The sequence below is a fragment of the Pseudooceanicola spongiae genome, assembly GCF_014899185.1.
Taxonomy (GTDB): Bacteria; Pseudomonadota; Alphaproteobacteria; order Rhodobacterales; family Rhodobacteraceae; genus Pseudooceanicola; species Pseudooceanicola spongiae.
The window spans coordinates 1,638,081-1,662,939 of the sequence record NZ_CP045201.1; the positions used below are offsets into that span (position 1 = coordinate 1,638,081).

Below are 24,859 nucleotides of genomic sequence, written 5' to 3' on the forward strand. Positions count from 1 at the left end.
AATCATGCTGCTGACGCAGCGAAACTCTGACGGCTCACGACAAACACGTAACACTTTGGCATCGTTTGACGCATCTGGTTGGGGTGACAGAATGACATGTCGGATCCTGCTTTATTCAAAGGTTGGCAATACGCTGAAAGTTGGCGAGGAGCTGGCTTGGCAATTGGGCGCACAACTGCACGAAATCGAGACGCCGGAGGTTGAGGACGGTTTTCGCGCCAGATTGCGCCAAAAGCTATCCTCCGTTCTGTCGAAACAGCCACAGGTCTATGCGTCGGATCAGCCCTGGGCCAGCAGCGACCTGTTGATCCTTGGCACACCTGCCACCTCAGGACGCGCGGCAGAGCCTCTGCGCCAGTGGTTGGCGACAAAGCCGGCCCTGCCCGAACGCGTGGCCCTGCTGATCACCTCGGACGAGGCACAGTGCCCGAAATCGGTGATCGACGACATGAGCAGATTGATCGGGCGCACCCCTGTCGCCGTGCTTTATGCCAGCAAATCGGAGCTTGCGACAGGCGCATGGAAATCCCGCCTGTCGCCCTTTCTGGATCACTGCGTTATTCGCCACCGTCAGAGCGCCTGAGCGCCGTCACAGCCCCTTGGCTCGATAGCTGGATGCGACGCGGTCGATGGCCACAAGATAGGCCGCCGTGCGCAGATCGCCAACATCGTCGCGCCCGTGCCAGACCGCGCGCATCGATTGATAGGCGGTGCGCATGGTGTCATCGAGGCCCGAACGCACCAGCTCCAACTCGCCCGCGCCGCGCAGGTACTTCTGCTTGAAGCCGGGCGACAGCTGCCAGCCGACGCCGCTGTCTGCGGAAAGCCGTTCCAGCTCATCGACGATCAACTGGTGACGCGCCTCTTCCTGACGCCGCTGCATCCGGCCAAAGCGGATATGTCCAAGGTTCTTGACCCATTCGAAGTAGGACACCGTCACGCCACCGGCGTTCGCGAACAGGTCAGGGATGATCACGGCGCCCTTGCGGCGCAGGATTTCATCCGCGCCAGCCGTGATCGGACCGTTCGCCGCCTCGACGATCAGAGGCGCCTGAATGCGTTCGGCATTGTCGAGATTGAGCACCCCTTCCATTGCCGCCGGGATCAGGATGTCGCACTCCTCTTCCATGACGCTGGCGCCGTCGGCAACGTACTGACCATCGGGAAACCCCGTGACGCCGCCATGGCCGACGATCCATTCGTGCACGGCTTGCACATCCAGACCGTCGGGATTGAACAGCGCGCCGTCCCTCTCGATGATGCCGGTGATGCGCGCACCGTCTTCGGTGCTCAGGAACAGCGCGGCGTGATAGCCGACATTGCCGAGGCCCTGAACGATGATCCGCTTGCCATCGAGCGTGCCGGTCAGGCCCGCTTTCTTCTTGTCTTCGGGCTCTCGGAAGAATTCCTGCAAGGCGTATTGGACGCCGCGGCCCGTCGCCTCGACCCGGCCAGCGATGCCACCGGCGTTCAGCGGCTTGCCCGTGACGCAGGCGCGCGAGTTGATGTCCGTGGTGTTCATGCGCGCGTATTGATCGGCGATCCAGGCCATCTCACGCTCGCCCGTGCCCATGTCGGGGGCGGGCACGTTCTGCGCCGGGTTGATCATGTCGCGCTTGATCAGCTCATAGGCAAAGCGCCGGGTGATCTGTTCCAGCTCGTGATCATCCCATTCGCGCGGATCGATGCACAGGCCACCCTTGGAGCCGCCAAACGGCGCCTCGACCAGGGCACATTTGTAGGTCATCAGCGCGGCCAGCGCCTCGACCTCGTTCTGGTTGACAGACAGGGCATAGCGGATGCCGCCCTTGACCGGCTCCATATGTTCGGAATGCACCGAGCGATAGCCGGTGAAGGTCTGGATCTGCCCGCGCAGCCGCACGCCGAAACGCACGGTATAAGTGGCGTTGCAGACGCGGATCTTTTCCTCAAGCCCCGGTGGCAGGTCCATCAGCGCCACGGCGCGGTTGAACATCAGATCGACGCTTTGGCGAAAGCCGGGTTCTTTGATGGGTTGCATGGTCTCTCCTCCCATGGGCGGGCTGCGGTGGCCAATGTGGACCGGCAGTGTGACCGCCCTGTTAATATGGATGGGGCCGGAGGGATATTTTTCAAGGCAAAAGCGGGCAATCTGCCCAGACGTCACCGTCGCATTCAGGTTGTGTCTTGGGGCCTTGCAGCGCGAAACTCAGTCCTGCGCCTCGGCCGCGGCACGCTCGGCCAGGTGGATGGCGATCACATCCGCCATCTGCTTGGTCTCGGCCCCGCGCAACACGCCGCCGACTCCGATGCGCCGCCCAAGCTGCCAGTAGAGGCCTGGCAGAAAGCGACGCGGCCCGGACGTACTGAGGCGCAGAAGGAAGCCGTTCGACGGCTTGAAGGCGAAGGTGCCCCGGTCAACGGCGGAAATCTGGTGCAACGGCGCCAGCAGATGGCCGGAGCTGTCCTGCAGCCCCTCTTCGGTCAGCTCAAGCGTCAGGGTGGTGGCGCGGTACATCGACCAGCCCGCAAAGGCCACCGCGATGGCAATCGCCAGGACCAGCAGGCGCATCGCAAAGGCCACGGGCTGTGGAGAAATCCCAAGCCAGATCAGCGCAAAGGCCAGAAGCGCCAGCACTCCGATGCCGAACACCCGGCGCCCCGCGCTCGCCTCTACCCGTGCCAGAACCACCTTTTCCACCGCTCTTCCCTTCGCAAAACAAGTTAACGACAGCCCATAGCCTACCAGCGGGACAAAGGCGAGATTCGCGGCATCCCGTCGGAGTATCGACATTTCGGGCTGCCGCCTTCAGGCCGAAACCAGACGCCGCGTCATGCTCCAGTAGATATCCTCGACCTCGGACTGGCGCAGGCGGCCGTCGGCGCGAAACCATGTCGTCACCCCGGTCAGCAGGGCAATGATGGCGAGGCAGGCCAGTTTGGCATCATCAAAGCGCATGACCTCAGCCTTGCTGCCGCGCCTGAGAATATCCTCAAGCTGCGCTTCATAGGCCCGCCGCTGCGCCTCAACCCGTGCGAAGTTGTCGGGCGTCAAATTGCGCAGCTCCATGTAGGCGATGAAAACCGCATCGGGGCGGGCCGCGTGATAGCGCAGGTGAAAGCGCGTGAAGGCCTCAAGCGCGGCCAGCGGATCGTCGGGCAGCGCCTCGGCCTCAAGCGCCGCCAGCAGGGCGTCCATATGATCGGACAGCAGATCGAAAAGCAGGCTCTGCTTGTCGGCGGTATGATTATAGAGCGCGCCGACCTGCACCCCCGTTGCGGCCGCAATCTGTCGCATCGACACCGCCGCATAGCCATGGCGGGCAAACAGCGCCACCGCCGCCTGCCGCAGGCGGTGTCCGGTTTCTGAGGATGTCGAGCCTGCGGTGCGTGCCATGCCCCAAGACTAACTGAACAGCCGTTCAGAGCAAGAGCCCGCCCCAACCGACAGCGAAATCATCGCCGCCCTTGCCAAGTTTGGGCGACTGGGGCACAGCTTTGCCATGTCCGAACACCATACACCGCTTCTGCGCCACCTGATCCTGACCAGCGCCCTGCTGCTGTCGCTCGGGGCGTGCAATCGTCCGCCCGCGCTGGATGCAACGCTGAGCGCTGAAAACCGCGCCGCGGCCCGTCCGCGTCTTGTGCCTGCCAGCCAGATCCTCAGCCGCGCCACCACCGAGGCGCGGCTGGCCCCGGTCGATGATGACGCGCTGGCCGCCCGCGCTGAGGCCCTGCGCCAACGTGCCGAGACCCTGCGGCAGGCCGAAATCGGGCTATAGCCCTGCGGCGGCGGATTTGCCCAAAAGCCCTGAAAAGGCGCGTTGCGCCTTGGCCGCTAAGGCGATAGGCCCTCTCAACACAATCAGATGCCAAACTGGAGAATTCGAATGAGCGAGCCTCTGCGCCTCGGGATTGCCGGCCTTGGAACGGTCGGCGTCGGCGTGTTGAAAATCCTGCAAAAGGAGGCCGCCATGCTCACCGCCCGCACCGGGCGCGAGATCACCGTGAGCGCTGTCTCGGCCCGCAATCGCGGCAAGGATCGCGGCGTGTCGCTGGAGGGTTACGCTTGGGAAGATGATCCCGTCGCCCTTGCCGCACGCGACGACGTCGACATCTTTGTCGAACTGATGGGCGGCTCGGATGGCCCGGCCAAGGCCGCCACCGAAGCGGCCCTGAAAGCTGGCAAGGACGTGATCACCGCCAACAAGGCGATGCTGGCCGTCCACGGTCAGGCGCTGGCGGAACTGGCTGAAAACAATGGCCGCGTCATCCGTTTCGAGGCCGCTGTTGCCGGGGGCATTCCCGTCGTCAAGGCGCTGACCGAAGGGCTGGCGGGCAACCGCATCACCCGCGTCATGGGCGTGATGAACGGCACCTGCAACTATATCCTGACCCGCATGCAATCCTCCGGCCTGCCTTATGAGGACGTGTTTCAGGAGGCCTCCGATCTGGGCTATCTCGAAGCGGATCCGAACCTTGACGTCGGAGGCATTGATGCGGGGCACAAGCTGGCCTTGCTCGCCTCCATCGCCTTTGGCACCCGCGTCGCCTTTGACTCGATGGAGCTGGAGGGCATCGGCCGGATCACCATCGACGATATCAAAGCCGCCGCCGACATGGGCTTTCGCATCAAGCTGCTGGGCGTCAGCCAGATGACCGGGCGTGGCCTTGAACAACGCATGACCCCCTGTCTGGTGCCCGCGGTCAGCGCGCTTGGCCAGCTGGAGGGCGGCACCAACATGGTGGTGCTTGAAGGCGACGCGGTCGGTCAGATCGTGCTGCGCGGCGCAGGGGCCGGCGAAGGCCCGACCGCCTCGGCGGTGCTGGCGGACGTCTGCGATATCGCCCGCAACATCCGCCTGCCCGTCTTCGGCCAACCTGCCAGCACGCTCACCGAAGTGACCTCGGCCAGCTCCGCCACGCCCGCGCCCTACTACGTTCGGCTGGCGCTGCAGGACAAACCCGGCGCGCTCGCCAAGGTGGCCAGCGTTCTGGGCGAGGCCGGCGTCTCGATCCACCGGATGCGCCAGTATGATCACGAAGATGGCCGCGCCCCGGTGCTGATCGTCACCCACAAGACGCAACGCTCCGCGCTTGATCTTGCCATCACCGGCATGGCGGGCACCGGTGTTGTCGAAGGCGATCCGGTGGCGCTGCGGATCGAATCCGTCTGACCCTTTTGGCCCCGGGCGCGCGGTGATAAAAACCACGGCCCGTGGGCCGATAGAGGGATAAGACCAATGGCGTTTCTCGATGTCACCACTTCGCTGACCGGACGACGCTGGATCGGCCCCGCCCCCGAGGTCGAACGTCAGGCCGAGGCTTTGGTGCAATCCGAACACCTGCCCCCGGCGCTCTGCCGGGTGCTGGCGCGGCGCGGCGTGACCGAAGGCCAGAGCGGCGCTTTCCTTGAGCCCAAACTGCAGGACCTGCTGCCCGACCCGCGCAGTCTGCGCGACATGGAGCGCGCGGCCGAGCGGTTTCTGCAGGCCGTCAAGCAAAGCCAGCGCATTGCCATCTTTGCCGATTATGACGTCGACGGCGGCTCCTCTGCGGCGCTGCTGATCGACTGGTTGCGCCAGATGGGCCGCGAGGCGACGCTCTATGTTCCCGACCGCATCGACGAAGGCTACGGCCCCAACGTGCCCGCTATGCAGGAGCTGGGGCGCGCCCATGATCTGATCGTCTGCGTCGACTGTGGTACCCTCAGCCATGGCCCGATCGAGGCGGCGGGCTGCGATGTCGTCATCCTCGACCACCACCTCGGCGGCGAGACCCTGCCCGATTGCGTGGCCGTGGTGAACCCGAACCGTCAGGACGAAGACGGCGCGCTGGCACATCTCTGTGCGGCGGGCGTGGTATTCCTGATGCTGGTCGAGGCAAACCGCCAGATGAAGGCCGAGGGCGCCAAGGGGCCGAACCTGATGGACCTGCTCGATCTGGTGGCGCTGGCCACGGTGGCCGATGTCGCCCCCCTGATCGGCGTCAACCGTGCGCTGGTACGGCAAGGCCTGCGCATCATGGCGCGGCGCGAACGCCCCGGCCTCGCCGCGCTGGCCGATGTGGCACGGATGAACACCATGCCCTCCGCCTACCACCTCGGGTTTCTGATGGGCCCCCGCGTCAACGCAGGCGGGCGCATCGGTCAGGCCGACCTCGGCGCGCGCCTGCTCTCCACCGCCGATCCGTTCGAGGCCAAGGCGATGGCCGACAAACTCGACGAACTGAACACCGAACGCCGCGAGATCGAAGGCCAGGTGCGGGCCGCCGCCCTAGCGCAGGCCGAAGAGCGCGGACTGGAGGCGCCCCTCGTCTGGGCCGCTGGCGAAGGCTGGCACCCCGGTGTCGTCGGCATCGTTGCCTCGCGCCTGAAAGAGGCCACCAACCGCCCCGCCATCGTCATCGGCATGGACGGTGCAGAGGGCAAAGGCTCAGGCCGGTCTGTCGCCGGGGTCGACCTTGGGGCCGCGATCCAGCGACTCGCCACTGAGGGGCTGCTGATCAAGGGCGGGGGGCACAAGATGGCCGCTGGCCTGACCGTGGCCCGTGACAAGCTGGAGGCCGCCATGGAGCGCCTGAGCGAGCTGTTGGGCAAACAAGGCGCCGGCGAAGGCGGCCCGCTGGATCTGCGACTCGACGGGTTGCTGATGCCCGGCGCCGCCACCCCCGAGCTGATCGACAGCCTTGAGGCCGCCGGTCCCTACGGTGCCTCGGCCCCTGCCCCGCGATTCGCCTTCCCCTCTCAGCGGATCTCTTTCGTGAAGCGCATCGGTGAGAGCCATCTCAAGCTGGCCTTCACCGATGGAATGGGCGCGAAAGTCGAAGCGATTTGCTTCGGCGCGTTCGATGGCCCGCTTGGTCCGGCACTGGAACAACACGGCGGACGGCCCTTTCACCTGGCCGGCCATCTGGAGATCAACGACTGGGGCGGTCGCAAATCCGTGCAGCTGCGCCTGAGCGACGCCGCCCCGGCCTCGGAAAGCTGAACCGTTTCAGCGCTTTGCCTGAACTTTTACCTTCGGCGCGCGCGCGGTTCGGCTGCTTCGCCCGCGCGCGTCATTGCGCCGTTAGAAAAAAGTTCACAGAGCGGAAAAAAGCCCTTGCGACCTGCAGCTACTTCTCTTAGAACCCGCCTCACGCCAAACGTGGCCCGTTCGTCTATCGGTTAGGACGCTAGGTTTTCAACCTAGAAAGAGGGGTTCGACTCCCCTACGGGCTGCCACTTTTCCCAAAAATCGCAAGACTTACGACGACGCAATTTTCACTGTGCGTCTCGATCTGGCATGCGATTTTGGCGTATCTGTCATCATATCTGAAACAGGGGTGACCAGATGCATTTTTCTATTCATCTGCGCATTCAAGCCCTTGCGACCCGCCGCGACTTCTCATAGAACCCGCCTCACGCCAAGCGTGGCCCGTTCGTCTATCGGTTAGGACGCTAGGTTTTCAACCTAGAAAGAGGGGTTCGACTCCCCTACGGGCTGCCACTTCTCCCAAAGCCAGTATGACGTCGACAGAAGAAACCCCTAGAGTTTCTCCGCTCGGTCCAGTTGGGCCGCGCAGCCTGTCAGATGCCTCAGCGCCCGACGGGTGCCTTGAGAATCGACTCCAGCAATCCCGGGAAACGGCTCTCCACATCCTCGCGGCGCAGGCTCAGCAAACGTCCGCGCCCTTTGACTTCGTTGCGGATCACACCAGCTTCTCGCAGGACCTTCATAAGATGCGATTTCGTCGACTTCGGCATCGTCGGATCCTGAAGGCAGCATTGCGCCATCTCCAACGGCCCGGCATCCAGCTGGCGCACGATCTCCAACCGCGCAGGATCACTGAGCGCAAACAGAACCTGCGTCAGAACCAGGTCTTCGCGTGCGGGGTGCGGGAGGTCGGATGTCTCGATCATGGTTCGAATATAGTTGAACCTTCCCGACTCCGGTAGTAGATATTTCGTTCGAGTTTTTTCGAACCAACCCCTCTGACCAAAAGCAGGCCACGATGAGCGCGACTGACATTCGATCCGAAAGGGTGCATCGCACCGGTTTCTACCTGGTCCTGACGGGTGTGGCCCTGATGATGGCCGGGGCCAGTGCGCCGTCACCCTTCTATCCTATCCTGCAAAGCCAGATCGGCTTTTCGCCTGCGGTGATGACGGGGATCTTTGCGATCTACACCATCGCCCTGCTGTGTACGCTGCTGATCGCCGGATCGCTGTCGGACCATATCGGGCGGCGCCCCGTGCTGTCGGGCGCTTTTGCCGTGCTGGCGATCTCGCTGGTGATGTTCTGGCAGGCGGATACGGTAACCGCTCTGCTCTATGCCCGCGTCGTGCAGGGCGTGGCGAGCGGTCTGCTGCTCTCCACCCTCTCAGCCGCCGCTGTCGACCTTGAGCCTGCGGACAAGCCCGGCTCTGCCGCGATCTGGACCTCGGTTCTGCCGCTGGGCGGTCTGGGGATCGGCGCGCTTGCCTCAGGTGCCATTCTGGATTTCAGCTCGGCCGCCAAGCCCGAGGTCTTCGGCGGGCTGATCGTCATCTATGCGGTGCTTTCGGGGCTGGTGCTGCTGCTGCCCGAAACCGCGCCGCGTCATGAGGGTCTGCTCTCTGCCCTGCGTCCCCGCATGGGGCTGCCCAAGTCCGCACGCACGACCTTCCTGCGCAGCGCTCCGGCGGTTTTCGCAGGCTGGGCGACCGGCGGGCTCTACCTGTCGCTGGGGGCACCGATCATCGCGCAAGTCTTTGGCGTCACTGACCATCTGTTGCAGGCGCTGGTGATCACATTGCTGGCCGGCTCAGGCTCCGTCGCCTGTTTCGTCGCGCGCCACTATTCGGCGCGGCAGGTCACCCTGTTCGGCACCACCGCTCTGGCGATCGGCACGGCGATGACGGTTCTGGGGGTGATCGCGGAGGTTCTGCCGTTCTACCTCGGTGCGGTGATCGTCGCGGGTGCGGGCTTTGGCACCTGCTTTTACGGCGTCATGCGCTCGATCATCCCGCTCGCCACGGCGAACGAACGCGGAGAGCTGTTCTCCACCCTGTTCACCGTCAGCTACATGGCCTTTGGTGTGCCGGTCGTTATCGCGGGCCTCGCCCTGCCCCACATCGGGCTGAGCCTGACCATCTGCATCTATGGCGGCGTGATCATCCTGCTGTCTGCCGCCGCGGGCCTGTTGCGCAAATTTGGCACCACCGAATAGCGCACAGGCCGCATCAGCCGCCGAACATCCCGCGCGAGGAGCCGGTGCTGCCAAATCCACCGCGTGACGACAGCGTTGCCTTGGTCATCGGCGCCTTGCCGATGGTCGAGGCGGGGCGCTGAAACAGCGACGACCCCAGCTTGGCCTTGCCGGTGTTGCTGGAATAGGCCGCCGTGCCGCCCGCATTGGTGAACTTGCCATCCGAGGTGCGGTACAGCGGCTGAGAGCCGACCATCCCACCGCGACCGCCCAGCATGTTGCCGATCAGGTAGCCCGCGATCAACGGCATGAAAATGCTGCCAGATCCGGTGTTTGCGACCTGCTGCTCACTGCCGCAGTTGCCCGCGCCGTGCTCTTCTTCGCAAACCGCCTGGCTGTCATAACGCGGCGCTGCCTCGACATGCAGCTGTTGCGCTTCAGCGAAGGCCGCCTCGCATTCCCCCGCCGGAATCAGCCCCTGCGCGTTCGAGGCCGCCTTGCAGCTGGCCAGATCGGGGAAAGCCTGCGCATCCACCTGCTCCTCGCGGCAGCCCGCTAGAGCGAAAGCCGAAGCGCCGAGGATGCAGAGGGCGACAGTTCTGGAACGTGATCTCATGAGGGCAGTCCTTTCCGGAGTTAATCGCGGATGAAATGGGGTTTGAAGCGGGACAGGTCCTGCGTGATGCGCGAGCGGTCCTCGCGGATGCCGATACCGGCGCATTCCGCGCCGATGATCCACGACCCGATGATCGGGCGAAAGCCGTCGAACACAGGCAGCTTCGCATAGGCCTGAACGATGCGGGGCTGGTCGGCGTAATCGGTGTTGCCAGCCTCCTCGCTCAGCGTGCCACCCTCGATGATCGAGACCGAAGCGCCTTCGCGCGAGAAGATCGGCTTGGTGACATAGCCCTTCGCAAGGCCTTGATGCGCCTTGGAAAACGCGCGAGCGACGTCCGACGACGCAGCCCCCGTGCCCGCCAGCGCCTCGGCAACATCCGCCTCGAAGAAGGCGGGCAGCAGGTTGGGGTGGTCAGGGAACATCTGCCAGAGCACGGGCAGCAGACCCTTGTTCGACAACAGCGATTTCCACGCCGGTTCCAGCATCAGACAGCCTGCGGTTTTCAGGTGTCGCGCATAGTCGTCCAGCAGCAGGTCTTCCCAGGGGTAGAGCTTGAACAGCGTGCCGATCACGCGGTCCTCGGCGTCAAGGAACTGCCCGTCGGCGCTGATCCCGACCTTCTCCAGATCGGTGTAATGCGCGCCAAGGCCCGCCTCGCGCGCGGCCCAGCCCATGCATTCGACGGTGGCGTAATCCTCAGGGTTGCCGCCGATGGCGGCGAAATGCAGATCGGTGCCCTCGGCGAACAGCGCGCGGAAGCGTTCGACCATTGCCTCGTGGATGCCGTTGAACTGATCGTCGCTGTCCTGCAGCACGCCGAGCGCCTGCTGACCCTCAAGCCAGCTCCACTGAAACGAGGCGCTCTCGTACAGGGAGGTCGGCGTATCGGCGTTGTATTCCAGCATCTTGGCCGGGCCGGTGCCGTCATAGGCGAGGTCGAAACGTCCATAGATTTCAGGGTCTTCGCGCTGCCAGCTTTCGGCCACCAGATCCCAGTGTTCGGCCGGGATGCCCATCTTCGACATCAGCGCTTCGTCCGCCAGAATGATCGGCACGGCCTCGCGGCACATGGCATGCAGCTCGGTCGAGGGGTCCTCGATATCGTCCTCGATCTGGGCCAGAGAGAACTGATAGGCCGAGCTTTCGTCCCAATAGGGTTCGCCGTGCATATCGGCAAAGCTGAAGCCCAGCTCTTCGGCCTCGGCGCGCCAGTTCGGGCGCTCGGGGAGCGTGATTTTCTGCAAGGTCGTCCTCCTCCGGTGCAGGCTGTGCCTAATCGGCTTTGGCACGGATGGCCAGCAGCTTGCCTGTTCGCAGGATATGTAGGGTGTGCCTTGCGCTATCGGAAGGGGCGAACCTGCAACAGATCGCCCCTGTCGCCGCAAAGATGCAGCCGGGTTCAGGGAAGATTAACCCGCCCCGACAGCCGCTTAGGCGACGGCGCAGCCAGACAGCGCGGCGTGGTCGTCCAGGATCAGAGACACCGGAACCCGCGCGGCGGTGTCGAGTTCAAGCGGGCGGGCATAGGCGGTGCGGAACCGCTCGATGCCATGGGCGGCGGCGGGGCCGGTCAGGATGGCGCGCGCCACGCCACCGGCGAAATACAGACCTGCGGAGGGCATGAACCCCAGCACCAGATCCTGCGCCAAAATCGCCATCATGTCGGCATAAACGCCTGCAAATTCAATCGCTTGATCAGAGCTGATCCCGAGCGCCTGAGCGAAGCTCATGTCGCTGGAGGAGCTGAGACGCCAGAGCTTTTCACAGCCGCGCCCGGAGAACAGATGCTCCACCGTGTTATAGCCGTGATCGCTGTGGCCGACCACTTTGCTGACAGCGTCGTGAAGCCGCCAGGACAGCTGGATATGGCCCATTTCGGCGTTCGGGCAGACCACGCCCTGCGCCGTCATGATCACCGGGCTGACGTTGAAACCAGTGCCGATGCCAGCGACCAGCTTTTGATCGCCGGAGCCTTCGATATCCGGCGTCACGGCAAGGAAACTGTCGCCGCTGAGGGCCGAGACGGAATAGCCCAAGGCCTTGAGATCATTCAGAAGTGCGACTGAGACGCCGAACTGCGCCGCCAGCGCAACAGTGTCAAAGTACCACTCTCGGTTGGTCAGCCGGGCCTGGGTGCCATTGACCGGACCGGCGACCGCGATCGCCATGCGGGTCAGCGCAGGTTTTCCTTTGTCTGCAATGTATTGCGTGGCGGCCGCGTCGAAAGTGGCGAAGTCGTCGTTGCGGAAACTGGCGATTGTCTCGGGCAGAACGCGATCCCCGTCAACAAGGGCGAAACGCACGTTCGTGCCACCGACATCAGCTACTAGTTTCATCGCGTCTCATCCCTCGCATTTTCTGCCTTTGGCTATCCTGTCCTGGGTCCGGACAACAGGATTCCCGGCATGTGTTAGCGCTAATAGCAGAGCTGAAAACCGGCGTCCAAACGCTTTCACTCTTCTGGCCGAAAAGCGGCAAAATCCCCGGACCCGCCAACACTGCCCGCGCCGCAGTGTAAGGCGTTGAAAAGGCTAAACGGGGTGTCGGTATCGCGTCGGTATCCCGTCGGTAAGCGAACGGTGCGAAATTGCCCGCCGCAGTGGTTGAATTTTGGGCGCTTTGCGAAACCGCTCGGCAGATCTGTGGCGCGCAGCTGAGCGCAACATGTCCGCGACAAACCGCTATCCCAAGCCATTTCTGCAACACAGCATGGACGCCGGGGGCCCGGCTGGCGTACCGGCATGGACGAAAGCGGAGTCTCCGCTATATTATTGAAAAGAGGCAGCGTGCCAGGCTGCCCTGCCCGCCCGCACCTGCGCCCGGCAGGCAACCAGCCACGGAGGTCATGGGCCCTGAGACGACAGGACTGGCTGAGACATTTGCGCCGCAGGCGAAGCGTCGCCCTGATCGCTCTGACCGCCGTCATCATTGGGGGCTTCGGTCCCGTGGTGGTGACCACCTGGCTGGCCTTCTGGCTGACGGAACGCAGCATTCAGGACTCCCTCGAGATCTATGCGGCCATTCCTGTGGTGCGCACCGAAAAGGCGCTGATCGAGTCGAAAGAGGTTCTGACCAGCGTTGATGGGATGACCGGATGCGGCCCGGATCACATCACCGCCATGCGCAATCAGGTCATGCAGTCGCGCTATGTCGACGAGGTCGGGTATTTCGAGAATGGGGTTCTGGCCTGCACCTCCTGGGGGATCGCGCCGCCGGGTATCGAAGAGAACACCGTCAATTTCACCACGGCGACCGGTCTGGGCGTGCGCGCTGCCATGACCCCCGGCATGACCGAATCCGGGCGGGTCATGGCGGTGCATCTGGTCGCGCATAACGTGCTGATCAAGCACCTGCGCATCATTGATGTGCTGAACCTCGAAGAGGTCTCGGTCGCGCTGGCCTATATGCCGCTGGACGGCCCGCCGCTGCTGATGGCCAGCGGCAATGACGCGCTGAGCGACGTGCTGATGTCGGGCGTGTCGAAGACCAGCGGCCTGATCCCCGGCAGCCATATCAGTGCCCCGTTCCGGCGGGGTGAATTCGTCGGTGAGGCCGCGATGCCGAACAGCCTCAGCCACGGGCGACTGCTGCTGGGCTATCTGGCGCGACTGGTGCCGATCGGGTTGATCATGGCGCTCATCATCGTGTTCAACGTCATCTGGCTGTGCCTGCGCCGTCTGGATCTGAAACACGAGGTGCAGGCGGCCCTGCGCGCGGGAGAGTTGCGGCTGGTCTATCAGCCGCTGGTCGAGTTGGAGAGCGGGCGTTGTGTCGGGGCCGAGGCGCTGATCCGCTGGCAGCAGCGCGACGGCAGGTTTATCAGCCCCGATATCTTTATCCCGGTGGCCGAGGATTCGGATCTGATCGGCAAGATCTCCAGCTTTGCGATCCAGCGGGCCTGTGACGATCTGGGCGATCTTCTGCGCAGACATCCAGAGGCCCATGTCTCGATGAACCTGTCGGCCTATGACGTGATCCATGGCGATATCGCCGGGACGTTGCGCGACACGCTTGCCGCGGCCCGCCTGCCCTCCAGAAGCGTCTGGCTGGAGATCACCGAGCGCAGCCTGATCGCCCCCGAAACCAGCCGCAGCACATTGGCCGATCTGCGCCGCGCCGGACATTCCATTGCCATCGACGATTTCGGCACCGGCTATTCCAGCCTGCAGTACCTGCAGGATCTGTCGCTGGATTTGCTGAAGATCGACAAGAGCTTCGTCGATGTCATCGGCAAGGAGACCGTCAACCAGTCCGTCATCGAGACGATCATCGAGCTGGCGACCTCGCTGAAGCTGGACATCGTGGCCGAGGGCATCGAAACGCAGGAGCAGCTGGAGTTTCTGCGCCAGCGCGGCGTCCGCTTTGGTCAGGGGTATCTGATCGCCCGCCCGATGGAGGTGGCGGAGTTCGTCGCCTTTTACGCGCAGTGGAAGGATGGCGCCCCGAGGGAAGTGGCCTGGGCGGCGGAATGAACCGCAAGTGTGTAGGATGCAAAAAGGGCGGTGCTGCGTGGCACCGCCCTTTCGCGTTGTGTGGCCTTCAGGGCGAGGGCGCGTGGCGGATCAGTTCAGCCGCTCACCCGTCTCGGGGCGAAATAGCTGACCTTTGCCAGATCGAAGGCCATCACCATCGGCTGACCGGCGCGGGCGCTGGTTTCGGCGTGCAGACGTGCCGTCACCTGCTTGCCGCCCAGTTGCGACACGACATAGGTGTCGGCCCCGGCGGGTTCGACCATATCGACAAGGCAGGTTGCCTCCTGCACCTCAGCCCCGGCGCGAAAGCCGGCCTCGGCGATGTCTTCGGGGCGCAGGCCCATGATGACATTGCCCGGCAGGTTCAGCGGACGGTGGTCTTCCAGCACCAGTGGCTCTGCGTCGACGCGCTGGATCTCGATGCGGTGGCCCGTGCCGTTTTGCTGCACGCGCGCCGGGATCAGGTTCATCGCGGGCGAGCCCATGAAGTCTGCCACGAACAGGTTGGCGGGGGTGTTGTAGATCTCGGCCGGGGTGCCGATCTGCTGGATCACGCCGCCCTTCATGACGACGATCTTGGTGGCCAGCGTCATCGCCTCGATCTGGTCGTGGGTGACGTAAACCATCGACGCGCCGAGGTTGTGGTGCAGCTTCTTGATCTCGGTGCGCATCTCGACGCGCAGCTTGGCGTCGAGGTTCGACAGCGGCTCATCGAACAGGAACAGCGCCGGATCGCGTACCAGCGCGCGGCCCATGGCGACCCGCTGACGCTGACCGCCCGAGAGCTGGCCGGGACGACGGTTCAGCAGCGGCTCGATCTGCAGCTGGGCGGCGACTTCGGCCAGTTTGGCGGCTTGGGTTGCCGCATCGACGCCGCGCACCTTCATGCCGAAGGTGATGTTCTTGGCGACCGTCATCGTCGGGTAGAGCGCGTAGGACTGAAACACCATGGCGATGTCGCGGTCTTTCGGCGACACGTCCGTCATGTCCTTGCCGTTGATGTGGATCGCGCCGCCGCTGATCGGCTCAAGCCCGGCGATGCAGTTCAGCAGCGTGGACTTGCCGCAGCCCGAAGGGCCGACGAGGACGAGGAAATCACCCGGCTCGATCGCGACGTTGATATCCTTGAGGATCTCGGTCGCGCCGTAGCTTTTGTAGAGGTTCTTGATGTCGAGGATGGGGGCCATTGGAGTTACCCTTTCACGGAACCAGCGGTGAGACCGCGGATGAAGTATTTACCGGCGACGACGTAGACCAGCAGCGTCGGCAGGGCGGCGAGGATCGCGGCGGCCATGTCGACGTTGTATTCTTTGACGCCGGTGGTCGAATTGACGATGTTGTTCAGCGCCACGGTGACGGGCTGGGTGCCGGCCTGACTGAAGGACACGCCGAACAGGAAGTCGTTCCAGATCTGGGTGAATTGCCAGATGACGGTGACGACGATGATCGGCAGCGATAGCGGCAGGAAGATCGACCAGAAGATGCGGAAGAACCCGGCTCCGTCGATCTTGGCGGCGCGTACCAGCTCCATCGGGATGGTGACGTAGTAGTTGCGAAAGAACAGCGTCGTGAAACCAAGGCCATAGACGGTGTGCACGAAGATCAGCCCCGGGATGGTCCCGGCAAGGTTGAGGATGCCCAGCACCCGCGCCATTGGCAGCAGCACCACTTGGAAGGGGATGAAGCAGCCGAACAGCAGCAGCGCGAACAGCACGTTGGCGCCGCGGAATTTCCACTGCGCGAAGACATAGCCGTTCATTGCGCCGAACAGCGTCGACAGGGCAACGCCGGGAATGGCGATCATCAGCGAGTTCAGCAGATAGGGCTTCAGCCCTTCGCAGCGGATGCCGGTACAAGCGCCCGACCAGGCGGTGCGCCAGGCCTCGAAGGTGACGTCCCGTGGGAGTGCGACGAGAGAGCCTGTGCGGATCTCGTCCAGGCTTTTCAGCGAGGTGGTCAGCATCACGAACAGCGGCATCAGGTAGAACAACGCAAAGCCGATCAGGAAGACATAGAGCAGCGTGCGCAGCGCGATCCGGCCTGCGCGCGACGAGGTCGAGCGGCTGGGGCGGCTGTGGATGGTGGCGTCAGTCATGTTTCGCCCTCAGTTCCGAATAAAGGTATGGCACCACGATGGCGAAGACGACGGCCATCATGATCATGGCAGACGAGGCCGCCTGCCCGATGTTGCCGCGCGAAAATGCCATGGCGTACATGTAGGTGGCGGGCAGATCGGTGGCATAGCCGGGGCCGCCGCCGGTCAGCGCGATGACGAGGTCGAAGCTTTTGATGGCGAGGTGCGACAGCACGATGAAGGCCGACAGGAAGATCGGCGCCATCGAGGGAATGATGATCGCTGTATAGATGCGCGGTGTCGGGATACCATCGACCTGAGCGGCCTTGATGATCTCTCCGTCGACCGAGCGCAGACCAGCGAGGAACAGCGCCATGACAAAGCCGGAGCTTTGCCACACGCCCGCCAGCACGATGGTATAGATCGCGTAGTCGGGGTTGATCAGCCAGTCGAAGGTGAAGTTCTCGAACCCCCAGCCCTGCACCGTGGCCTGAATGCCAAGGCCCGGGTTCAGGATCCACTTCCACGCGGTACCGGTGACGATCATCGACAGCGCCATCGGGTAGAGGTAGATCGTGCGGATCACCCCTTCGGTGCGGATCTTCTGGTCGAGGAAGATTGCCAGCAGCAGCCCCAGCACCATCGAGATCACGATGAACAGCGTCCCGAACAGGAACAGGTTGTTCATCGCCGTATCCCAGCGGGGCGTATCGAACAGCTTGGTATATTGTTGGAAGCCCTCGATTTCGTAGCGCGGCATCAGCTTGGATTTTGTCAGAGACACCCAGGCCGTCCAGCCGATGAAGCCGTAGACGAACAGCAATATGGCGGCAAAGGTGGGCGCCAGGACCATTTTAGGTACCTGCCGTTCTAGCCATTTAGTCATGGAGGAAACTCCCAAAGACGAAACCGCCCGGCTCATGGCGAGCCGGGCGGCGGGTTGGTCGAGACGATTACATCGCGTTTGCGACGGCCTCGCTCAGAATCTTGACGGCCTCTTCGGAGGACATGTCCGAGTTGAAGTGCGCGGTCACCACATCGGTGATGGCCCCGGCCGCTTCGCCGTGCAGCGCCATGCCATGGGCATAGGACGGCAGCAAGGAGCCGTCTTTCGCGTCGGCCTGCATATCCTCGGAGGATTTGACGGCGCAGGAGTCGAACTTGTCGAGCGACACGTCGGTGCGCACGGGGATCGAGCCCTTGTTCAGGTTGAAGGTTTCCTGGAACGACGGGCCGACGATCAGCTCGGCCAGCAGGTTCTGGCCTTCGACCTTGTCTTCGTCACCCGAGACATCGAACATGGCAAAGCTGTCGACGTTGTAGAGGAAGCCGTGACCCGGTGTTGCGGCGCAGAGGAAGTCCTTGCCCGGCTCTTTGCCAGCGGCCAGGAATTCGCCCTTGGCCCAGTCACCCATGATCTGGAAGGCGGCTTCGCCGTTCATCACCATCGCGGTGGCCAGGTTCCAGTCGCGGCCCGAGAAGTTGTCATCGACATAGCCACGCAGGGTGCGCATCTCGTCAAAGACCTTGATCATGGTGTCCGAGCTCAGCGCGTCTTCGTCGAGATCGACGAGGGCGGCCTGATAGAACTCCGCGCCCTGTGCCAGAACCACCGTCTCGAAGACAGTCGCGTCCTGCCAGGACTGACCACCATGGGCCAGCGGCGTGATGCCTGCGGCCTTCAGCTTGTCCGCGGCGGCGTTGAATTCTTCCCAGGTGGTGGGCATTTCGATGCCGTTCTGCGCCAGGATCTCAGCGTTGCCCCAGAGCCAGTTGACCCGGTGCACGTTGACGGGCGCGGCACACCAGTGGCCATCGCACTTCATGTGCTCAGCCAGCTGTGCGGGCAGAACATCGCCCCAGTGCTGGGCTTCGGCAACGTCCGAGATATCGGCCAGAACGCCTTCTTCGTACCATTCCTGAATGGCCGGGCCCTTCAGCTGAACGGCGGTCGGGGCGTTGCCCGACAGCACGCGGGCGCGCAGAGCGGTCATCGCCGCATCACCGCCACCGCCTGCAACGGGCATGTCGGTCCATTTGCCGCCGCGCGCGGCGAATTCTTCCTGCAGCACGGCGACGGATTTCGCCTCACCGCCGGAGGTCCACCAATGCAGAACCTCGGCCTGAGGCTCGGCCAGGACCGGCAGCGCGATGAAGGTGACAGCCGTGGTGGCCGCAAAAATAGATTTCAGTTTCATTTGGATTTTCCTCCCAAATTTCTCCTCGTCCACCGGATGGGGGACGGTGACCGGCGCATATTCACGGTTTCGAGAGGGGTGTTGCAACAGGGCGCAGGCGGCCATGCGAAGTTTTCGCCCCACTCTGTTACATGCTGTTACGAAAGGGAAAATGCCGCAGCGCAGCAAGCGCCTTGGGCTGTATTTGGGCAGTGCAATGCCCGTCCGGGTTGGGCGGCGCACGGGGCTTCTGGATTCGCACCGCGCGCAGATGCGGGAAAAATCCCGCGCCTGACCCTGCGTCGAGCGACGAGATCCCGCATAATACACGCCATGGTTGCACTTCTACGCTTGAGTTTGTCATGAAGCGGGCAAAACCCTTCTCGGGCGTATGGAAACCTTGCGCGACAGACAGGGCCTGACTAAACCAGCGGCTAACAAGGGAGGACATACCGAGGGCCCAACCGCTCAGCCGGTCCCTGGGGGAGAGACACCCCATAGGTATGACCTGATCATAGAAAAGACATTCTGAATGAATGCGCATGGTCTGGACGAAACGCGTGGAAAGTGGCCCGGTCAATCTACAAGTCGATCTGAATATCGTGGTGGCCATCGCCAGCATCAACGTCGTCGTGTCGCTGCTGATCCTGCTGATCGACAACTGGAAGCGCACCCGCAAGGGCCTCAACACCAGCGCTGAGGAAAGCCTGAGCCTCAGGGCGCTGATCGTGGTGCATCTGGCCTTCATCTTCGGCACCGCCAGCATGACGATGATCCAGATCCTGAATTTCTGGGTGATCACCACGCTGGTCATTGCCGGGGCGCTTGGTGGCATCATTGCCGCCTATGTGGCCGCGCGCAGCACGCTGGGGCTGGCGCATAATGCCCGCCGCTGGCTGCTGATCTGGGCCGGTCTGACCGTCTCCAGCATGACGCTGGCGATGGGGCTGAAAAGCCTGCCGCTGCTGATGACCGCGACCGGCGTGATCAACATGGGTCTCTCGGGGCTGTTCTGCTATCGCATCTGGCGCGCCGGGCGGCTGTCCTCGACCGAGTCCCGGGTGCTGCTGGCCCTGCCCTTTGCGGCGATTTCGCTGACCTATTTCGGGCGGCTGGCGATGATGGTCTGGGGCGCGGAAAAGGATGCGCTGCTGGTGGCCACCGCCGTTGTCGCCTATGTGCTGGCCTTTTCCACCTTCACCTGGGTGTTTGCCGCCATGTCGATCCGCGCCCATCATCTGAACCAGCGTCTGGACTGGGCCGCACGCCACGACCCGCTGACCGGGCTGGAAAACCGCCGTTCGCTGACCGAGATGTCGCGGCAGTGGCCGAACCAGAAATGGGCTCAGCTGGGGCGGCGGATCATCTGCGCCTGCATTGATCTGGACCACTTCAAGTCGATCAACGACACCTATGGCCACGAAGCCGGCGACATGATCCTCGAGGCGACGGCCAAGCGGCTGCAGGTGCTGTTGCAGGGCGAAAACGGCCGGATCTTCCGCGTCGGCGGGGACGAATTCCTGCTGTGGCAGGAGGTCAGCGAGGGCACCAACGTCGAGATGCTGCTGGCCGAGCTGCTGGATTGCCTGTCGATGGAAATCAAGTTTCGCGGCCGCTACATCCGTCCCAGCGTCAGCATCGGCTATTGCGACACGGTGCTGCCCCTGCCGGTGGATGACCTGATCCGGCGCGCCGACAATGCGCTCTATCAGTCCAAGGAAGGCGGACGTGGCCGCTTCAGTCGCCATCACGACGAGATCAGCCCGATCGCTGCAGAGGGGATCGTGCCCGCAGCTGCTCAGGCCTGACATGGCGCGCCCCCTGCCCCGTCGGTCCGGCAATTGCCGAAGCCGCGCCGCTGCCTTAGGGTGCGCGCGCAGAAACGACAGCCCGGCCCTTGGGGAAACACGATGACGATAGCGCGCCTGCTGGTGGTCGATGACGATAGCGAGATGCGGGAGATGCTGACGGCCTTCCTGCGCCGCTCGGGGTTCTTCGTGCTGCCTGCGGCGACGCGCGACGAGATCCGCGCCCATCTGGCGGGCGGGCGGATCGATCTGATCCTGCTCGACGTGATGCTGGGCGATGACAGCGGGGTCGAGATCTGCGCCGAGCTGCGCGCTGAACACGACATGCCGATCATCCTCGTCTCGGCGCTGTCCGCCGATCATCAGCGGATGGCGGGCTATGAGGTCGGCGCGGATGACTATATTGCCAAGCCGTTCAACCCGCAGCTGCTGCTGGCGCGGGTCCGCGCGGTGCTGCACCGGGCGCGGCGCACGCCCTCGCTGGTCTATCGGCGCAGCACCGGACGCTATGCCTTCGCGGGCTGGATCTATGACGGCAAGCGCGACGAGGTGACCAGCCCTCAGGGCTATCAGGTGGCCCTGTCGCGGCGCGAGACCGAGCTGCTGAAGGTGCTGCTGGCCAACCCCCACATCCCCCTGACGCGCGAGGAGATCGCCGCCGCGCTCGACATGTGCGAGGACGGCGCGACCGAGGCCTCGGGGCGCGCCATCGACGTGCTGGTGGGGCGGTTGCGCAGCAAGATCGAACGCAGCGCGAAAGAGCCCGACATCCTCAAGACCGTGCGCGGCACCGGCTATATCCTCGCCGTGGATGTCAGCGTGGCGGCGGCATGAGGACCCCGCAGCGATGATCGCAGGCTCGGCCAGCCTGCGCAGGCTCGGCACGATCTGGATGCTGAGCGCCTTTGCCGCCGGGGGGCTGTCGGCGGGGCTCTGGTTCAGCGCGCAATCCGCCTGGGACGCCTATCTCTCGCGCGCCTATGTCGCGGGGGTGACGCTCTATGATGCGCTGTCGCACCCCAGCGCGACGCTTGAGGGGGTGACGATCCGCCCGGTGGCGCCCGCCGATCTGGAGCTTGCGGAGCGCGGCGCCTTCAACCGGATGCCGGATGTCCCGACCCCGGCCTATGTCACCCGCGCCTCGATCCGGGACGCCACGAACGACGATTTCGGCGGGCTGCAGCTGCGCCTTGCCATCGTGTCGGACGGGGTGCGCTATGAGGTGGCGCAGCTGAACCCCGGGGACGGGCGCAGCGCGCCGGAAAAGCTGGGCCATGTGACGCGGCTGCTGGCGAGCTATTGTTCCCAGCCGGTCCTGTTTGCCCAGATGGGCGATGCGCCCTGGCAGCGGATCGACGGGCGCGCCGTCTGGGGCTGTGACGCGGCCCCGCGCGACACCCGGCTGATCGGCCTGTTGATTGCGCTGCTGGCGCTGGCCGCGATCTATACCCGCGTGGCGGGCACCTCGGCGCAGTTCGTGCAGTTTGCCGAGACGCTGCGCAGCCGCCGCCGTCTTGGCGGGCCACAGGCCTATACCGCCGAGGGCCCGCAGGAGCTGGGGGCGATTGTCGAGGCGGTGAACGCCTATCTTGAGGCCGAGCGCGATCAGCTGTCGCGCCGCGCCACGGTGCTCTCCGGGGTCAGCCATGACCTTGGCACGCCTGCGACGCGGTTGCGGCTGCGCACGGCGCTGATCACCGACGACGCCCTGCGCGCGAAGTTCGACACCGACATCGACCGCATGACCGGCATGATCGAAAGCGTGCTGACCTATACGCGCTCCGAACTCAGCGTCGAGGCGCCGCGCCAGATCTCTCTGTCGGCGCTGGTGCACTCCATCGTGGCGGATTTTCAGGACATGGGCCTGCCGGTCGAGCTGAGCGAGGCCGGACCGCAGATGTTGCAGAGCAGTGGATCGGTCTTTGGCGCGCGCACCCGCGCCACCGCCCTGCCCGACAGTGGCCGCGTGCTGGTGACGGCGCGCCCCGTCGCCCTGCAGCGCGCGGTCACCAACCTGATCGACAATGCGCTGAAGTATGGGCGCCGCGCCCGCGTCGAGCTGGTTGCGACCTCAGAGAGCGCCGTTATCGCCATCGAGGACGAGGGCACAGAGCAGCGCGCCGAGGAGGTCGAGGCGCTGATGCAGCCGTTCCGGCGCGGCGCCAATGCCGGGGCGATCGAGGGCTTTGGCCTCGGGCTGACCATCGTCATGGCGGTGGCCGAACAGCATGGTGGGGCCCTGAGCTTTGCCAATGGCCGCCGGGGTCTGCGCGCCCAGCTGGAGATCCGGCGCAGCTGAGGTTGCGGGGGCGGCAGGGCGCGTTAGGGTGGCGGGGGCAGACACCCGGAGGGAACCGAAATGCAGCACGAGATGACACAAGCCCCACGGATTGCGCTGGTCGGGGCGAGCGGCTGGCTGGGGCGCTACATCGGCCCGGCGCTGTTGCGCGCGGGCGTGACCGAGCCGGGCCGCTTTGGCGCGGTGAACCGGAGCGGGCCGAGCGACGCCTACGCCGGGTTTGACGGAATCGAGTGGGTCGGCGCGCTGAAGGACCTGAGCCAGACGCCGGACGTGGTGATCCTGTCGCTGCGCCCGCATGAGTTTCGCACGGCAAGATTTCACTGCCCCGACGCGTTGGTGATCTCGGTGATGGCGGGGGTGACGGTCGAGGAACTGCGCGCTCATACCGGATCGCAGCGCCTGCTGCGTGCTCTGCCGAATGCGCTGGCCGAGGTCGGGCAGTCCTATTCGCCCTGGCTCGCGACGCCGGGCGTGAGCGCGGACGAGCGCGCCCTCGGCCAGGAAATCCTGCGCGGGATCGGCCGCGAAGCGGAGGTCCCGGACGAAGCGGCGCTGGACGTATTGACGACGCTGTCGGGCGCGGGCCCGGCCTTTGCGGCGCTGCTGGCGCAGGCGCTGATCGAGGCAGCCAAGAACGCCGGTCTGAGCGAGGCGGTGGCGCAGGGGGCAGCCGAGAACCTGATCTGCGGTGCGGCGCATCTGATGGCAGGCAAGGTCGGCACCGCCCCGGCCATCGTGCAGAGTTTCCTCGACTATGACGGGGTGATTGCGGCGGCGCTGCGGGCGGCGCAGGACGCGGGTTTCGAGCAGGCGGTACAGGCGGCGGTGGACGCCGGGCTGACCCGGGTGCAGGCGATGATCTCCGAGGGCTAGGGGGTGCGGGGTCGGTGTGTGAAGAGGGGGGCGCTGCCACGGACACGTTGAAAAGGGGGCTCTGCCCCCGTCGCTGGCGCGACTCCCCCGAAGTATTTTGCGCAAGATGACGGGGGAGCCGGTGTGCTCAGGCCGGGGTGGGCAGTTCGGATTCGATCAGGGTGATCAGGGTCTCGGCGATGACCGGGATCAGGTCGTCGTTGAAGTCGTAGGCGGGGTGGTGGACCATCGCCTGGGCGTGACCCGTGCGCGCCATGCCGAAGTTCAGGTAGGCCCCCGGCACCGCGTTCAGCATATAGGCGAAGTCTTCGGCGGCGAGCAGCGGGTCGGCCTCGGCGAAGGTCACCGGCGTGGCATCGGAGGCGAGGATGGTTGCGGCATGGGCCGCCGCTTCGGCGTCGTTGGTGAGGGGAGGGTAGCCGTAATCCCAGGCGATATCGGCCTCGATCCCGCGGGCGGCGGCGTGATGGGTCACGATGGACTTGATGCCGGTTTCCAGGAAGCCGCGGTCCTCGGGGGAGAGACAGCGGACCGTGCCGCTCATCCAGCCGCTCTCGGCGATGACGTTATGGGCCGAGCCGACGTGGATCTGGGTGACTGAGACGACGGCGCTGTGCAGCGGGTTGATGCCGCGCGAGATCAGGCTTTGCAGGGCGAGGGTGATTTCCGAGATCAGCAGGGCGCAGTCTTTCGACATATGGGGCATGGCCGCGTGGCCGCCCTTGCCGGTGAAGGTGATCCTGAAGCCATCGGCGGAGGCCATCATCGGCCCCGGCCGCGTGGCACCGATGCCGAAGGGCAGATCGGGGGCGTTGTGGAAGCCGTAGATGCGGTCGCAGGGGAAGCGGGTGAAGAGGCCTTCTTCGACCATTCTCAGCCCGCCGCCGAGGCCTTCTTCGGCGGGCTGGAAGATCAGGTGGACGGTGCCACTGAAGCTGCCGTGGGCGGCCAGCGCCTCGGCGGTGGCGAGCAGGGAGACGGTATGGCCATCGTGGCCGCAGCCGTGAAAGACGCCGGGGGTCTTCGAGGCATAGGGGGCGTTGGTCTGTTCGTCCATCGGCAGGGCGTCCATGTCGGCGCGGAGGCCGATGCTGGGCCCCTCGCCCCGTTTCAGCGTCGCGACGAGGCCGGTGGTGGCAATGCCGGTGGTGACCTCGTAGCCCGCCTTGCGCAGGCGGTCGGCGACCAGCGCCGAGGTGCGGTGCTCCTGAAAGCCGAGCTCCGGGTGGGCGTGGATGTCGCGGCGCAGGGCGCGGTGGTCGTCGAAGGCTTGGGCGAGGAAATCGGAGACGGCGGTCATCTGGGGCCTTTCGGGTGGGGCGCGGGGTCGCGGCAACTTCGCCCAAGCGGGCGGGCGGTGCAAGGGTGCGAGGTCCGCGCCCGA

Annotated in this window: 21 protein-coding genes, 2 tRNA genes and 1 pseudogene; 12 read left to right on the forward strand and 12 right to left on the reverse strand. The window is 64.6% G+C overall.

What is annotated here, in order from left to right; genetic code table 11:
• The first annotated feature begins 91 nt into the window (after nucleotides 1-91).
• Entirely contained in the window at nucleotides 92-583 is a 492-nt protein-coding gene (locus F3W81_RS07785) for a flavodoxin family protein (RefSeq protein WP_193083042.1), read from the forward strand.
• A gap of 6 nt (nucleotides 584-589) precedes the next feature.
• On the opposite strand, the gene F3W81_RS07790 is transcribed toward F3W81_RS07785, so the two are convergent.
• The 3 genes from F3W81_RS07790 to F3W81_RS07800 all read right to left on the reverse strand — a co-directional run bounded on the left by F3W81_RS07790 (nucleotide 590) and on the right by F3W81_RS07800 (nucleotide 3,376).
• Complete coding sequence (locus tag F3W81_RS07790; protein ID WP_193083043.1) at nucleotides 590-2,020, reverse strand: Glu/Leu/Phe/Val family dehydrogenase; 1,431 nt, start codon at nucleotides 2,018-2,020, stop codon at nucleotides 590-592.
• 168 nt (nucleotides 2,021-2,188) lie between these two features.
• A complete protein-coding gene (locus F3W81_RS07795) occupies nucleotides 2,189-2,680 on the reverse strand; it encodes a hypothetical protein (protein WP_193083044.1) in 492 nt (163 codons plus the stop codon).
• 108 nt (nucleotides 2,681-2,788) lie between these two features.
• A complete protein-coding gene (locus tag F3W81_RS07800) occupies nucleotides 2,789-3,376 on the reverse strand; it encodes a TetR/AcrR family transcriptional regulator (protein WP_193083045.1) in 588 nt (195 codons plus the stop codon).
• Between the two features lie 106 nt (nucleotides 3,377-3,482).
• Here F3W81_RS07800 and F3W81_RS07805 point away from each other — a divergent pair, with 106 nt between their 5' ends.
• The 5 genes from F3W81_RS07805 (at nucleotide 3,483) to F3W81_RS07825 (ending at nucleotide 7,469) form a co-directional block, all read left to right on the forward strand.
• Nucleotides 3,483-3,761 carry a hypothetical protein gene (locus tag F3W81_RS07805; protein ID WP_193083046.1) on the forward strand — a complete coding sequence of 93 codons (279 nt, stop codon included), beginning with the start codon at nucleotides 3,483-3,485 and terminating at the stop codon, nucleotides 3,759-3,761.
• A gap of 108 nt (nucleotides 3,762-3,869) precedes the next feature.
• Nucleotides 3,870-5,156: a homoserine dehydrogenase gene (locus tag F3W81_RS07810; protein ID WP_193083047.1), complete on the forward strand. Its 1,287-nt coding sequence runs from the start codon at nucleotides 3,870-3,872 to the stop codon at nucleotides 5,154-5,156.
• A 66-nt stretch (nucleotides 5,157-5,222) separates the two neighbouring features.
• A complete protein-coding gene (gene recJ, locus F3W81_RS07815) occupies nucleotides 5,223-6,968 on the forward strand; it encodes a single-stranded-DNA-specific exonuclease RecJ (protein ID WP_193083048.1) in 1,746 nt (581 codons plus the stop codon).
• 161 nt (nucleotides 6,969-7,129) lie between these two features.
• Nucleotides 7,130-7,204: transfer RNA gene (locus F3W81_RS07820), tRNA-Glu, on the forward strand.
• A gap of 190 nt (nucleotides 7,205-7,394) precedes the next feature.
• Nucleotides 7,395-7,469, forward strand: a tRNA-Glu gene (locus F3W81_RS07825).
• Nucleotides 7,470-7,558: 89 nt separating this feature from the next.
• On the opposite strand, the gene F3W81_RS07830 is transcribed toward F3W81_RS07825, so the two are convergent.
• The gene (locus F3W81_RS07830; RefSeq protein ID WP_193083049.1) at nucleotides 7,559-7,882 is read right to left on the reverse strand and encodes an ArsR/SmtB family transcription factor; all 324 of its coding nucleotides are present in this window, start codon (nucleotides 7,880-7,882) and stop codon (nucleotides 7,559-7,561) included.
• 92 nt (nucleotides 7,883-7,974) lie between these two features.
• Here F3W81_RS07830 and F3W81_RS07835 point away from each other — a divergent pair, with 92 nt between their 5' ends.
• Nucleotides 7,975-9,171 carry an MFS transporter gene (locus tag F3W81_RS07835; protein ID WP_193083050.1) on the forward strand — a complete coding sequence of 399 codons (1,197 nt, stop codon included), beginning with the start codon at nucleotides 7,975-7,977 and terminating at the stop codon, nucleotides 9,169-9,171.
• A gap of 13 nt (nucleotides 9,172-9,184) precedes the next feature.
• Here F3W81_RS07835 and F3W81_RS07840 read toward each other — a convergent pair whose 3' ends face one another.
• The 3 genes from F3W81_RS07840 to F3W81_RS07850 form a co-directional block, all read right to left on the reverse strand.
• On the reverse strand, nucleotides 9,185-9,766 hold the full coding sequence (locus F3W81_RS07840; protein WP_193083051.1) for a DUF1190 domain-containing protein: 582 nt from the start codon (nucleotides 9,764-9,766) through the stop codon (nucleotides 9,185-9,187).
• A gap of 20 nt (nucleotides 9,767-9,786) precedes the next feature.
• Nucleotides 9,787-11,013, reverse strand: coding sequence for a glutathionylspermidine synthase family protein (locus tag F3W81_RS07845; protein ID WP_193083052.1), 1,227 nt, complete (start codon nucleotides 11,011-11,013; stop codon nucleotides 9,787-9,789).
• Between the two features lie 186 nt (nucleotides 11,014-11,199).
• A complete protein-coding gene (locus F3W81_RS07850; protein WP_193083053.1) occupies nucleotides 11,200-12,105 on the reverse strand; it encodes a glucokinase in 906 nt (301 codons plus the stop codon).
• Between the two features lie 543 nt (nucleotides 12,106-12,648).
• Between F3W81_RS07850 and F3W81_RS07855 the strand changes: the two genes are divergently transcribed.
• On the forward strand, nucleotides 12,649-14,241 hold the full coding sequence (locus F3W81_RS07855; protein ID WP_193083054.1) for an EAL domain-containing protein: 1,593 nt from the start codon (nucleotides 12,649-12,651) through the stop codon (nucleotides 14,239-14,241).
• A 90-nt stretch (nucleotides 14,242-14,331) separates the two neighbouring features.
• Here F3W81_RS07855 and F3W81_RS07860 read toward each other — a convergent pair.
• The 4 genes and pseudogenes from F3W81_RS07860 to F3W81_RS07875 form a co-directional block, all read right to left on the reverse strand.
• Nucleotides 14,332-15,428, reverse strand: a pseudogene (locus F3W81_RS07860) (ABC transporter ATP-binding protein).
• Between the two features lie 5 nt (nucleotides 15,429-15,433).
• A complete protein-coding gene (locus F3W81_RS07865; RefSeq protein WP_193083056.1) occupies nucleotides 15,434-16,336 on the reverse strand; it encodes a carbohydrate ABC transporter permease in 903 nt (300 codons plus the stop codon).
• Nucleotides 16,329-17,201 (reverse strand): carbohydrate ABC transporter permease, encoded by an 873-nt coding sequence (locus F3W81_RS07870; RefSeq protein WP_193083057.1) that lies wholly within the window; start codon nucleotides 17,199-17,201, stop codon nucleotides 16,329-16,331. The genes F3W81_RS07865 and F3W81_RS07870 overlap by 8 nt, the downstream gene beginning before the upstream one ends.
• Before the next feature lie 67 nt (nucleotides 17,202-17,268).
• Nucleotides 17,269-18,513: an ABC transporter substrate-binding protein gene (locus F3W81_RS07875; protein ID WP_193083058.1), complete on the reverse strand. Its 1,245-nt coding sequence runs from the start codon at nucleotides 18,511-18,513 to the stop codon at nucleotides 17,269-17,271.
• A 521-nt stretch (nucleotides 18,514-19,034) separates the two neighbouring features.
• Here F3W81_RS07875 and F3W81_RS07880 point away from each other — a divergent pair.
• From F3W81_RS07880 to F3W81_RS07895, 4 genes are all read left to right on the forward strand, one after another.
• Nucleotides 19,035-20,300, forward strand: a complete 1,266-nt coding sequence (locus tag F3W81_RS07880; protein WP_193083059.1) for a GGDEF domain-containing protein — start codon at nucleotides 19,035-19,037, stop codon at nucleotides 20,298-20,300.
• 102 nt (nucleotides 20,301-20,402) lie between these two features.
• Nucleotides 20,403-21,134, forward strand: coding sequence for a response regulator transcription factor (locus F3W81_RS07885; protein ID WP_193083060.1), 732 nt, complete (start codon nucleotides 20,403-20,405; stop codon nucleotides 21,132-21,134).
• Nucleotides 21,135-21,147: 13 nt separating this feature from the next.
• Nucleotides 21,148-22,599, forward strand: a complete 1,452-nt coding sequence (locus tag F3W81_RS07890; RefSeq protein WP_193083061.1) for a sensor histidine kinase — start codon at nucleotides 21,148-21,150, stop codon at nucleotides 22,597-22,599.
• Between the two features lie 72 nt (nucleotides 22,600-22,671).
• Nucleotides 22,672-23,475: a pyrroline-5-carboxylate reductase family protein gene (locus F3W81_RS07895; RefSeq protein ID WP_193083062.1), complete on the forward strand. Its 804-nt coding sequence runs from the start codon at nucleotides 22,672-22,674 to the stop codon at nucleotides 23,473-23,475.
• 127 nt (nucleotides 23,476-23,602) lie between these two features.
• On the opposite strand, the gene F3W81_RS07900 is transcribed toward F3W81_RS07895, so the two are convergent.
• Nucleotides 23,603-24,775 carry an amidohydrolase gene (locus F3W81_RS07900; RefSeq protein ID WP_193083063.1) on the reverse strand — a complete coding sequence of 391 codons (1,173 nt, stop codon included), beginning with the start codon at nucleotides 24,773-24,775 and terminating at the stop codon, nucleotides 23,603-23,605.
• Nucleotides 24,776-24,859: the final 84 nt, after the last annotated feature.

Excerpts from the sequence above, each read along its gene's own strand:
- F3W81_RS07850 (WP_193083053.1), bottom strand. The coding sequence starts at position 12,105 with ATGAAACTAGTAGCTGATGTCGGTGGCACGAACGTGCGTTTCGCCCTT.
- F3W81_RS07865 (WP_193083056.1), bottom strand. The coding sequence starts at position 16,336 with ATGACTGACGCCACCATCCACAGCCGCCCCAGCCGCTCGACCTCGTCG.
- F3W81_RS07805 (WP_193083046.1), top strand. The coding sequence starts at position 3,483 with ATGTCCGAACACCATACACCGCTTCTGCGCCACCTGATCCTGACCAGC.
- F3W81_RS07895 (WP_193083062.1), top strand. The coding sequence starts at position 22,672 with ATGACACAAGCCCCACGGATTGCGCTGGTCGGGGCGAGCGGCTGGCTG.
- F3W81_RS07790 (WP_193083043.1), bottom strand. The coding sequence starts at position 2,020 with ATGCAACCCATCAAAGAACCCGGCTTTCGCCAAAGCGTCGATCTGATG.
- F3W81_RS07900 (WP_193083063.1), bottom strand. The coding sequence starts at position 24,775 with ATGACCGCCGTCTCCGATTTCCTCGCCCAAGCCTTCGACGACCACCGC.
- F3W81_RS07840 (WP_193083051.1), bottom strand. The coding sequence starts at position 9,766 with ATGAGATCACGTTCCAGAACTGTCGCCCTCTGCATCCTCGGCGCTTCG.
- F3W81_RS07870 (WP_193083057.1), bottom strand. The coding sequence starts at position 17,201 with ATGACTAAATGGCTAGAACGGCAGGTACCTAAAATGGTCCTGGCGCCC.
- F3W81_RS07885 (WP_193083060.1), top strand. The coding sequence starts at position 20,403 with ATGACGATAGCGCGCCTGCTGGTGGTCGATGACGATAGCGAGATGCGG.
- F3W81_RS07875 (WP_193083058.1), bottom strand. The coding sequence starts at position 18,513 with ATGAAACTGAAATCTATTTTTGCGGCCACCACGGCTGTCACCTTCATC.
- F3W81_RS07890 (WP_193083061.1), top strand. The coding sequence starts at position 21,148 with ATGATCGCAGGCTCGGCCAGCCTGCGCAGGCTCGGCACGATCTGGATG.
- F3W81_RS07835 (WP_193083050.1), top strand. The coding sequence starts at position 7,975 with ATGAGCGCGACTGACATTCGATCCGAAAGGGTGCATCGCACCGGTTTC.
- F3W81_RS07830 (WP_193083049.1), bottom strand. The coding sequence starts at position 7,882 with ATGATCGAGACATCCGACCTCCCGCACCCCGCACGCGAAGACCTGGTT.
- F3W81_RS07880 (WP_193083059.1), top strand. The coding sequence starts at position 19,035 with ATGGTCTGGACGAAACGCGTGGAAAGTGGCCCGGTCAATCTACAAGTC.
- F3W81_RS07800 (WP_193083045.1), bottom strand. The coding sequence starts at position 3,376 with ATGGCACGCACCGCAGGCTCGACATCCTCAGAAACCGGACACCGCCTG.
- recJ (WP_193083048.1), top strand. The coding sequence starts at position 5,223 with ATGGCGTTTCTCGATGTCACCACTTCGCTGACCGGACGACGCTGGATC.
- F3W81_RS07810 (WP_193083047.1), top strand. The coding sequence starts at position 3,870 with ATGAGCGAGCCTCTGCGCCTCGGGATTGCCGGCCTTGGAACGGTCGGC.
- F3W81_RS07785 (WP_193083042.1), top strand. The coding sequence starts at position 92 with ATGACATGTCGGATCCTGCTTTATTCAAAGGTTGGCAATACGCTGAAA.